At 65.5% G+C, this 7,739-nt stretch carries 9 protein-coding genes and 2 pseudogenes; 3 read left to right on the top strand and 8 right to left on the bottom strand.

Annotation, left to right across the window (positions count from 1 at the left end; all coding sequences use genetic code 11):
• A pseudogene (locus tag KH616_RS18265) lies at positions 1-168 on the bottom strand (xanthine permease XanP); the annotation flags it as partial.
• Between the two features lie 250 nt (positions 169-418).
• Positions 419-1,039 (bottom strand): LysE/ArgO family amino acid transporter, encoded by a 621-nt coding sequence (locus KH616_RS18260; protein ID WP_292249067.1) that lies wholly within the window; start codon positions 1,037-1,039, stop codon positions 419-421.
• Positions 1,040-1,140: 101 nt separating this feature from the next.
• Between KH616_RS18260 and KH616_RS18255 the strand changes: the two genes are divergently transcribed.
• A complete protein-coding gene (locus KH616_RS18255) occupies positions 1,141-2,034 on the top strand; it encodes a LysR family transcriptional regulator ArgP (RefSeq protein ID WP_292249064.1) in 894 nt (297 codons plus the stop codon).
• A 65-nt stretch (positions 2,035-2,099) separates the two neighbouring features.
• On the opposite strand, the gene fnr is transcribed toward KH616_RS18255, so the two are convergent.
• The 3 genes from fnr to KH616_RS18240 all read right to left on the bottom strand — a co-directional run bounded on the left by fnr (position 2,100) and on the right by KH616_RS18240 (position 4,422).
• Positions 2,100-2,846 carry a fumarate/nitrate reduction transcriptional regulator Fnr gene (gene fnr, locus KH616_RS18250; protein WP_292249061.1) on the bottom strand — a complete coding sequence of 249 codons (747 nt, stop codon included), beginning with the start codon at positions 2,844-2,846 and terminating at the stop codon, positions 2,100-2,102.
• Positions 2,847-2,982: 136 nt separating this feature from the next.
• Positions 2,983-3,450 (bottom strand): universal stress protein, encoded by a 468-nt coding sequence (locus KH616_RS18245; RefSeq protein WP_292249059.1) that lies wholly within the window; start codon positions 3,448-3,450, stop codon positions 2,983-2,985.
• 555 nt (positions 3,451-4,005) lie between these two features.
• Positions 4,006-4,422 (bottom strand): DUF3005 domain-containing protein, encoded by a 417-nt coding sequence (locus KH616_RS18240; RefSeq protein WP_292249057.1) that lies wholly within the window; start codon positions 4,420-4,422, stop codon positions 4,006-4,008.
• Between the two features lie 277 nt (positions 4,423-4,699).
• Between KH616_RS18240 and KH616_RS18235 the strand changes: the two genes are divergently transcribed.
• Together KH616_RS18235 and epsC are read left to right on the top strand one after the other, a co-directional pair.
• A complete protein-coding gene (locus tag KH616_RS18235) occupies positions 4,700-4,933 on the top strand; it encodes a hypothetical protein (protein WP_292249054.1) in 234 nt (77 codons plus the stop codon).
• Between the two features lie 138 nt (positions 4,934-5,071).
• Positions 5,072-5,992, top strand: coding sequence for a serine O-acetyltransferase EpsC (gene epsC, locus KH616_RS18230; protein WP_292249051.1), 921 nt, complete (start codon positions 5,072-5,074; stop codon positions 5,990-5,992).
• Positions 5,993-6,020: 28 nt separating this feature from the next.
• Here epsC and KH616_RS18225 read toward each other — a convergent pair whose 3' ends face one another.
• The 3 genes and pseudogenes from KH616_RS18225 to KH616_RS18215 all read right to left on the bottom strand — a co-directional run.
• The gene (locus tag KH616_RS18225; RefSeq protein WP_292249049.1) at positions 6,021-6,824 is read right to left on the bottom strand and encodes an SDR family oxidoreductase; all 804 of its coding nucleotides are present in this window, start codon (positions 6,822-6,824) and stop codon (positions 6,021-6,023) included.
• Positions 6,825-7,454 carry a GTP cyclohydrolase I FolE gene (gene folE, locus KH616_RS18220; protein WP_292249047.1) on the bottom strand — a complete coding sequence of 210 codons (630 nt, stop codon included), beginning with the start codon at positions 7,452-7,454 and terminating at the stop codon, positions 6,825-6,827.
• Positions 7,455-7,609: 155 nt separating this feature from the next.
• Positions 7,610-7,739, bottom strand: a pseudogene (locus tag KH616_RS18215) (LysR family transcriptional regulator); the annotation flags it as partial.

Here is a 7,739-nt window from a genome sequence, read left to right as displayed (position 1 = left end):
CAGGCCTGGCGTGACGATCGGCACCAGGATCGCCAGCAGGTGCTGCAAGGCGGCAACGAAAGCAACCGCCGGCGCGGGCCGGTCGTCGGGGCCGTAGACGAGATCGTGGATGGATTCGGCGTCGTCGGCGCCGTGGGAATCGGTTCGGGCGAGGGAAGCGGGCTGCATGGCGGGCTGGCCGGTCAGGATGGAAAGTCCGGGATTTTAGCGGGAAGGCCCCGCCGATGTCCGGCATGGCTGTCCGAAGATTGCGCGCCACTCATTCCGGCCGATTGCCGCGGACTTCGCTCGGCGTCTTTCCGGGCCGGCGTTCGAACGCATGCGGGACGCTGGCCGAGTCGCCTGAACCTGGCGCCGGCGCGAGCGGGCAGCAGGCTCCCAGCCGTGACCGCGCCGCCGGATCGGCCTCATCCACCGCTTACCTCAATTGCACCGCCGCGAGGAACAGCACCATGCTCCCGATCGCACCGTCGAGCACGCGCCACGCCATGGCACGGCGGAACCACGGTGCGAGCAGACGCGCGCCATAACCCAGCCCGACAAACCACACGGCGCTGATCGTCATCGCGCCGAGTGCGAAAGCGAGTCGCGTGCCTTCCGGCTCGCGCGCCCCGGCCGTGCCGATCAGCAGGAACGTGTCGAGATAGACATGCGGGTTGAGCCATGTGAACGCGAGCGTCATCAAGACGATGGCCATCGCGCTTTGCGGCGGGGGCGCAACCGCGTCGCCTCGCACGTCGAGCGTGGCGTGTCCCGGCCGGAACGCGCGCCGCAGCGCGGTCAGGCCGAACCACGCGAGATAGGCGAGGCCGACATACAGCACGGCGTGCACGAATGTCGGATAGCGCTCGACGAGCACCGATGCGCCGCCGACGCCCGCGCCGATCAGGATCATGTCGGACAACGTGCAGAGCAGCACGATCTTGCCGACGTGCGCGCGCATGATGCCCTGACGCAGCACAAACGCATTCTGTGCGCCGATGGTGACGATGAGCGACGCGCAGAGCGCCGCGCCATGTGAAAAAGCGAGCCAGTTCATGATGGATAGGAGCGATGGACGGATGAATCATGTCGCGCTAGTCTGCGTTTTTCGGTTGGGTAAGAACAGCTAAATCGACTAATGTAGATTAAGGAAATCTAATGCTCGACTATGCGTTGCTCGACGCACTCGCGGCGGTGATCCGTCATGGCTCGTTCGAGCGTGCGGCGAAGGAACTGAACATCACGCCGTCGGCGGTATCGCAGCGCGTGAAATTGCTCGAGGAACGGGTCGGCAGCGTGCTGGTGAAGCGCGGGCAGCCTTGTGTCGCGACGACGTCCGGCGCGCTGCTGTGTCGCCACACCGAGCGCGTGCAATTGCTCGAAGCGGAGCTGTCCGGCCGGATGCCCGCATTGCCCGGCGCGCTTGCGGCTGCATGGCCGACGTTGCGTGTCGCGGTCAATGACGACAGTGTCGCGACATGGTTCATCGACGCGGTGGGGCCATTCTGTGCCGAGCGCGAGACGCTGCTCGATCTGGTCATCGACGATCAGGACTACACGGCGGAACGCATCCGAGACGGCAGCGTGCAGGGCGCCGTGACCGCGCAGGCAGAGCCGATCCAGGGTTGCCGGTCGACCCGGCTCGGCCGCATGCGTTATCGGGCCGTGTGTTCGCCGGGCTTTCACGCGCGCTATTTCAGCGACGGAATCCACCGCGACGCATTGAGCCGCGCGCCATGCGTCATGTTCAATCCGAAGGACGGGCTGCAGGCGCGCTTTGTCCGGCGCGTGACGCGTGCGGACCTCGATCCGCCGAAGCACTGGATACCGCACGTTGCCGGTTATCAACGCGCATGCGAAACGGGGCTGGGCTGGGGCATGTGTCCGGACCGGATGGTGGACCGTCAGCTGGCGGCGGGGGAGTTGATCGACATGTCGGCCGGACGAACCGTCGATATCGAGCTGTACTGGCAGAGCTGGCGGCTGTCGATCGGCTGGCTCGACGATTTCAGTACGGCGCTCAAGGCGCGCGCCGCGCTGTTTCTGGATTGACGAGGCCGCTTCGGGTGAGCGGCCCGGACGAGCGGCGTCGACCGACGCGCGGGACGCGCGTGGCGTCAGATGTCGCGCAGGCCGTCGAGATCGAGGATGCGCACGATGCGGCCCTGCATGCCGATCAGGCCGCGCTTCTGGAATTTCGACAGCGTGCGGCTGACCGTTTCGAGCGTCATGCCGAGGTAGCTGCCGATGTCTTCGCGCGTCATGCGCAGGTTGAATTCCGTCGGCGAATAGCCGCGTTTCAGGTAACGCGACGACACGTCGAGCAGGAACGCGGCCACCCGCTCCTCGGCATTCAGCGAGCCGAGCAGCATCGTCTGCGACGTCTCGCGCACGATCTGCTCGCTCATCAGCTTGTGCATGCGCAGCTGCATCGAACCCGCTTCCGAGCACAGCGTCTTGAGCGCGCTGTACGGAATCACGCAGACGGAACTGTCTTCGAGCGCGACGGCGGTGCGCGGGTGCGCATCGTCGCAGATGCCGTCGAGGCCGAGCGCCTCGCCGGCGAGATGCAAGCCGGTCACCTGCTCGCGGCCGTCATGGCGCGTCGCGACGGTCTTGAGCGAACCCGAGCGTACGGCGTACAGGTTGTCGAACGCATCGCCTTCACGGAACAGCGCGTCGCCGCGCTTGACCGGGCGCGCCGCGCAGATGACCGATTCGAGGCGGCTGAGTGCGTCGGGCGCCAGACCTTGCGGCATGCAGAGATGCCGCATTGCACACGACGAACAGTTCGCGGTCGGGCGTGGTGCCCAACCGCCGACACGCGTGACAGCGGCAGGACGAGCGGCGACGGACGTCAGCATGATCGTTTTACTCCGGCGTTGAATCGACCGAATCATTGTCCCATCGCATATTGACACCGTCGGGTGACATAACGTCGCGATCGGCCGCATGCGTTCGTTGCGCCCGATCCGTGCCCGATCAACATGACGGATCGGTTCAGGACGTCTGCTCGGCGGCGTGAGCCGATGCCGGAATCAGCAGGACAGGCAGCGACGCATGTCGTAAGCATTGCTCGGCGATGCTGCCCAGCACGAGACGCCGGACGCCGCGGCGGCCGTGCGTGCCGAGCACGAGCAGGTCGGCGCCGAAGGTCTGTGCGGCATCGAGGATCAGCGCGGACACATCCGAGAGCGACGTTGCTTCGCCGACCTTCATGTCTCCCTTCACGCCGGCCTGCCGCATCCGCTGGCCGAGCGTTTTCGCGAGCTCATCACCTTGCTCGACCAGCTGATCGCGCAGCACGGACGGATCGTAGCCCGGCATGCTGTAGTAGATCGCGGCGTTCTCGACAACGTAATACGGCTGCAACTCCGCACCGTGCGATTGCGCGAGCGCGAGCGCGGCATCGAATGCGTGGCGCGATGTGTCGCTGCCGTCGACGGCAACCAGAATACGCTTGTACATGGTGTCTCCGAGATGCAGGTTGAAAAGAGACGGCCCGAATGGGCCGTGACGCAACATGCCGATGCGAGGCAGCGTAAACGAATGCCGAAAAATGTGCAGTGACGTCACGCAATGCGGGGCGTGTGCGATTCGCAATCGTAGGAACGGCATTGTTCACGCGCGACGTCTCCGAGGCGCGGCCGCGTGACTGTCAATGGCGCGGAGATCATGCGGGCGGCCCGAACGAAATGCTTGGGCTGCGTGTCGGCGCGTCGCACGCATGAACCGTTGCGGTCGCATCGATCCGTCGATGCGACCGGCATGCAATCACTCGCGCATGCTCGACATGTCGACGCGCAGCCCGGGTTTGCAGCGTCATGCCGGGGGAGGCGGGGCTGGTCGCTGGGCGACTGCGGGTCAGTGCATCCCGCATCCCGCCTCGCGCCGGGCACGTGACAACGCATGCAGCGCCGAATCACGCAGACACGCTCGACCGGGCCGGACGCACGACGTACGTGGCCGAGCGATGTCCCGCCACACTCGGAGGACCGCCGCCGCATACGATCGTTTGAAACGCTATCGCCGGCGAGGCTCGGTCGTCAGTTCGATCACCCGTTCCGGGCGGCGTGCATGCGCCGGCCAGTGCTCGCGTCCGGGCGGCCGATGGACCGGGCCGACCGCGTCCTCGTCGGCGGGTATCGGCGCGTCGAATCCTTTCTCGATCATCACGTAGCCCGGACGCAGCGCGAGCGCCGGATGATTGCCGCCGGGCCGGCTGTCGAAACCCGCGAGTCCGTCCGAGGATTCCGGCACGGCATTGTCGAGCGATGCGTTGCTCGTCGTCACCTGATCCGGCGAAATCCGGTCGCCGAGCGCGAGCCGCGCCGCTTCGCGATTCTTGCCGTCGGTATCGACTGTGCTGTCGCAGGTATCGTCGTTGTACAACTCGGCGCTTCGCGGGTGCGAAGGTAGCGTTTGTGCAGACGAATCCATCGCGAATCTCCTGGCGGCGGATGCTTCCGGATCGAAGCAAATCCCGTTCCGGACGGCACGGGAAAAGGCGCGCGGGCGTTCGCCGCTGCCGCGCCGCACGCGCTGATTTGTCATGATTTATTTCAGCTAGAAGATGCGTTTTCTACAGAGTATGATCTTTTCCGACGAAGCGGTGCTAGGGGACGCAGTTGCACCGCTTCCGCCCGGACAGGGCGCCGCAGCACCCTTAATGGATGGGTAGTGAACAATAAAGCAAGGGACTTGAGGTGGCGGACTCATGCAATCGACTACTGCCTTCACGCATCGCGGTTATCTGTTGAACTGCGCGCCGGCGCGCGCCGGCGACGGATCCTTCAAACCGTATGTCGTGATCTCGCGATCGAGCGACGGAGAACTCGTCGCGAATCGTTTCTTTCCTTCGGATCTCCGGTTCAGCGACGAAGATGCCGCGATTGCGCACGCGCGCGACTGGGCGGTGCGATGGATCGACGCGAGCAGCGTTACGGCCTGATCCGGACGGTCCGCCGCGGCATCGACAACGGTTCGGGTCGCCGGCGGCGGCCGGCTGCCAGCCGAAAAACACGGTAATCTTGCGAAACCCGTCACTTTTATTCGTGGCCGTGCCCGAGGCGCGGCCGCATGCATTGATATGTCGAAATCGCCTGCCCGTCAGTGGGGCCTCGAAGAAATCGTTACCGGCTTGCGCGAATCGCGCGAAGCGTTGCACCGCACGCGCCATCCGCGCGGCATCCGTGAGCTCCCGTCCCGTGACGCGATATGCAAGATCGTCACCGGCCTGCGCGCGTCGATGTTCCCGACGCATTACGGCGCGCCGGACCTGACAGACGAAAGCGTCGACTATTACGTCGGCCATACGCTCGAAAGCACGTTGCGCGTTTTGTCGGAACAAATCCGGCGTGCGCTGCCTTTCCTGCCCGAATATGCGGACACGCCGGCATCGGCACTCGAAGAACGCGCGTTTGAAATCGCGCGCGACCTGGGCCAGCAGCTGCCCGCGATCCGTGCGCTGCTCGTCAGCGATATCCAGGCCGCCTATGCGGGCGATCCCGCCGCGCAGCACATCACGGAAATCCTGCTCTGCTATCCCGGCGTGCTCGCGATGATGCATCACCGGCTCGCGCACGCGCTTCACCGGCTCGGCGTGACGCTGCTTGCGCGATTCATCAATGAAATCGCGCACTCGGCCACCGGCATCGACATCCATCCCGGCGCGCAGATCGGGCCGAGCTTCTTCATCGACCACGGCACGGGCGTCGTGATCGGCGAGACGGCGATCATCGGCGAGCGGGTGCGCATCTACCAGGCGGTGACGCTTGGCGCGAAGAGTTTCCCGGCCGATGGCGACGGCGCGCTCGTCAAGGGCAATGCGCGGCATCCGATCGTCGAAGACGACGTGGTGATCTATGCGGGCGCGACGATTCTCGGTCGCGTGACGATCGGCCGGGGCTCGGTGATCGGCGGCAACGTGTGGCTCACGCACAGCGTGCCGCCCGGCACCAGCGTCGCGCAGGGGAAGATCCGCGAGGGCGAGCGGACCGAGAAGCCCTGACCCGCCCGCGGTCGCCGGCGTATCGGCGTCAATGCTCGCCGGCCGGCGAGCGGTGCTTGTACAGCACGTCCTGGTCGACGCGGATGAGGTTCTGCCCCGCGTCGACTACGAAGTCGACCCCGTTGTATGCGGCGCCCGTCAACAGCAGGATCGCGCGCGCCACGTCGTTCGGCCCCGCGATACGCGCGAGCGGCGTTGATGCGCGGCTCGCGTGTTCGAAGTCGGCCTGCGTCTGGTCGTCGCTCGGCAGCATCAGGCCGGGGAACACGGCGTTCACGCGCAGCACCGGCGCAGCCGACAGCGCGAGCATCTGTGTCAGGTTGCCGAGCGCGGCCTTCGCGACCGTGTAGCTGAAATGGTCGCGATGGAAGTTTTCCTTGATTTTCTGGTCGACGACATTCACGACCACGCCCTGCGTGCCCGCCGCGCGCGCCCGTTCGTAGAACGCGCGCGTGAGCAGGATCGGCGCGCGGCAGTTCACGGCCCACGCCTGGTCGAAGGCGGCCAGGTCGAAGCCCGGGAAATGATCCTGCCAGAACACCGACGCATTATTGATCAGCACGTCGAGGCGGCCGAAGCGTGCGTATACCGCGTCGATCAGTCCGGTGATCTGCACGGCATCGGAGAGGTCCGCCTGCAGTGCGGCCGATTCGGGGCCGTGCCCGGCGATCGCTTCGGCGGTCGCCTGCGCGGCATCGGCGGAACGGTCGAAGTGGATCGCGGTACGGTAACCCTGCGCGGCGAAATATTCGGCGAACGCGCGTCCGGCGCGGCGGGCCGCACCGGTTACGAGCACTACGGGCGCGTCCGCCGTTTGCTTCGTTGACTCCATTTACGTATTCGTCAGGTTCACGGAAGAGGGGTTCGCGACAATCGACAGGAATTCGCGCCGCGTCGACGGATCGGTACGAAACGTGCCGAGCATCCGGGACGTGACCATTTCCACGCCCGGCTTGTGGATGCCGCGCGTCGAGATGCATTGGTGCGCGGCTTCGAGAATCACGCCGACGCCCTTCGGTTGCAGCACGTCGAACAGCGTGTCGGCGATCTGCACGGTCATCTTTTCCTGAATCTGCAGGCGCTTCGCGAACGCATCGACGAGCCGCGCGAGCTTCGAGATGCCGACGACACGGTGATTCGGCAGATAGGCGACGTGCGCCCGGCCGATGATCGGCACCATGTGGTGCTCGCAATAGCTTTCGAAGCGGATGTCCTTCAGCACGATCATTTCGTCGTAGCCGTCGACCTCGCTGAACGTGCGCGCGAGGATCTCGCGCGGATCGATCTCGTAGCCCGAGAAAAACTCTTCATAGGCGCGCACGACGCGCGCGGGCGTATCGACGAGACCTTCACGGTCGGGATCGTCGCCTGCCCAGCGCAGCAGCGTGCGAACGGCCGCTTCGGCCTCGTCTCGGCTCGGCCGGGATGCAGCCTTCTCGGGCCGCGCGTTTTTTTTACCCATGTGTTTGCTCCATCGAGTATGGCCGCTGCGGCGGCGCGTTTCGGGGGCATTGTTTCATGCTTTTGCGCATCGTGTGTCGCGCGGCTGCGCCGGCCCGGTGCGCGAGATGTGCGATCGGCGGCTCTTGCGTGCGTTCGCGATGACGCGACAGCGGATCATTTCGGCCATTCGTCCTGCTCGTCGTTGAACAGCGACGCGACCATGCCGCGCAGCCATGCGGTGCGCGGATCGTTGTGGAACTTGCGATGCCAATGCTGCTTGAGGTCGAAGTGCGGCAAAGGCAGC

This window comes from Burkholderia sp., from assembly GCF_018375725.1.
Taxonomy (GTDB): Bacteria; Pseudomonadota; Gammaproteobacteria; order Burkholderiales; family Burkholderiaceae; genus Burkholderia.
Note: the sequence above shows the minus strand (reverse complement) of the source record. Positions and strands in the feature narration are given on the sequence as shown.

Excerpts from the sequence above, each read along its gene's own strand:
- KH616_RS18260 (WP_292249067.1), bottom strand. The coding sequence starts at position 1,039 with ATGAACTGGCTCGCTTTTTCACATGGCGCGGCGCTCTGCGCGTCGCTC.
- folE (WP_292249047.1), bottom strand. The coding sequence starts at position 7,454 with ATGGGTAAAAAAAACGCGCGGCCCGAGAAGGCTGCATCCCGGCCGAGC.
- epsC (WP_292249051.1), top strand. The coding sequence starts at position 5,072 with ATGTCGAAATCGCCTGCCCGTCAGTGGGGCCTCGAAGAAATCGTTACC.
- KH616_RS18225 (WP_292249049.1), bottom strand. The coding sequence starts at position 6,824 with ATGGAGTCAACGAAGCAAACGGCGGACGCGCCCGTAGTGCTCGTAACC.
- KH616_RS18255 (WP_292249064.1), top strand. The coding sequence starts at position 1,141 with ATGCTCGACTATGCGTTGCTCGACGCACTCGCGGCGGTGATCCGTCAT.
- KH616_RS18245 (WP_292249059.1), bottom strand. The coding sequence starts at position 3,450 with ATGTACAAGCGTATTCTGGTTGCCGTCGACGGCAGCGACACATCGCGC.
- KH616_RS18240 (WP_292249057.1), bottom strand. The coding sequence starts at position 4,422 with ATGGATTCGTCTGCACAAACGCTACCTTCGCACCCGCGAAGCGCCGAG.
- KH616_RS18235 (WP_292249054.1), top strand. The coding sequence starts at position 4,700 with ATGCAATCGACTACTGCCTTCACGCATCGCGGTTATCTGTTGAACTGC.
- fnr (WP_292249061.1), bottom strand. The coding sequence starts at position 2,846 with ATGCTGACGTCCGTCGCCGCTCGTCCTGCCGCTGTCACGCGTGTCGGC.